General features: G+C 63.9%; 2 protein-coding genes. Both read left to right on the top strand.

Translation table 11 applies throughout. The features are described 5' to 3' along the window. The coding region (locus tag EOA28_RS35580) for an ABC transporter permease (RefSeq protein WP_148669669.1) at positions 1–1,048 on the top strand (1,048 nt) is incomplete at its 5' end. Positions 1,049–1,058: 10 nt separating this feature from the next. Then, the coding region (locus EOA28_RS35575; RefSeq protein ID WP_128315838.1) for an ATP-binding cassette domain-containing protein at positions 1,059–1,450 on the top strand (392 nt) is incomplete at its 3' end.

Here is a 1,450-nt window from a genome sequence, read left to right as displayed (position 1 = left end):
GGTCTGGCGCCGGCTGAAGCGCTCCTGGACCGGCATGGCCGGGCTCTTCCTGGTCGTGCTTCTGCTTCTCATGGCGGTATTCGCGGATTTCATCGCACCTTCGGATCCGAAGGCGACCGATATCGCCTTCGCGCCACCGCAGGTGCCGAGCTTCCATGACAAGGATGGCAATCTCACCTTCCGGCCAAGGATCTATGCGCTGGCCGACTCGGCCGATCTCGATCCGGTCACCTTCCAGCCGATCGTCGGTCCCGACTACGATCATCCGCGCCTGCTCGGCTTCATCGTCGAGGGCGCGCCCTACAGGCTCTTCGGGCTGATCCCGGCCGACCGGCATTTGTTCGGGTCGATGGACGGCCAGCCGGTGCATTTCCTCGGCACCGACAAGTTCGGCCGCGACGTGCTCTCGCGCGCCATCCACGGCTCGCGGGTTTCGCTGATGATCGCGCTGACGGTGGTCTTCATCATCACCGTTATCGGCACCACCGTCGGCATGGTCTCCGGCTATTTCGGCGGCAAGTTCGATATCTGGATGCAGCGCTTCGTCGAGCTGGTGCTCGCCTTCCCGCAGCTGCCGCTCTATCTCGCGCTGACGACGCTGATCCCAGTCACCGCGCCGACCAATGTCTTCCTCGGCTTCGTCATCATCGTCATGTCGGCGCTGGGCTGGGCGCAGATGTCGCGCGAGGTGCGCGGCAAGACGCTGGCGCTGGCGCGGATCGATTATGTGCGCGCCGCAATGGCGGTCGGCGCCACGGACCGGCGCATCATCATGCAGCACATTTTTCCCAATGTGATGAGCCATGTCATCGTCGCGGTGACGATCGCCATCCCGACCGTGGTGCTGCTCGAAGCCTTTCTCGGCTTTCTCGGTTTCGCCGTGAAGCCGCCGCTGATCTCCTGGGGACTGATGCTGCAGGACACCGCGACCTATTCGGTCATCGGCACCTATCCGTGGATCCTGTCGACGGTCGGCTTCGTGCTGATCACCGTGTTTGCCTTCAACGCGCTGGGCGACGGCCTGCGCGATGCCGTCGATCCGTATTGAGGTGGCCGGGATGACGACGATCACGCTCGCAGAGAATTTCGCACCGGCCGTCCGGCTCGACCACGCCGCGCGCCATGAACAGCCCATCATCGACGCCCGCAACATCGAGGTCGCCTTCAAGGTGGAGCACGGCACGGTCGAGGCGGTGAAGGACGTCTCGTTCCAGCTCTATCGCGGCGAGACGATAGCCATCGTCGGCGAATCCGGTTCTGGCAAATCGGTCACGGCGCGCACCGTCATGGGATTGTTGTCGCGGCGCGCGACCGTGTCGCCACGCTCGAGCGTCGACTATCTCGGGCAGAACATCCTGAAATTCCCCGAGGCCGCCCGGCGCAAGCTGCGCGGCAACCGCATCTCGATGATCTTCCAGGAGCCTATGAGCTCGCTCAACCCGATCTACAC

Origin of the sequence: Mesorhizobium sp. M2A.F.Ca.ET.067.02.1.1 (assembly GCF_004023285.1) — a bacterium.
Classification (GTDB): Bacteria; Pseudomonadota; Alphaproteobacteria; order Rhizobiales; family Rhizobiaceae; genus Mesorhizobium.
Note: the sequence above shows the minus strand (reverse complement) of the source record. Positions and strands in the feature narration are given on the sequence as shown.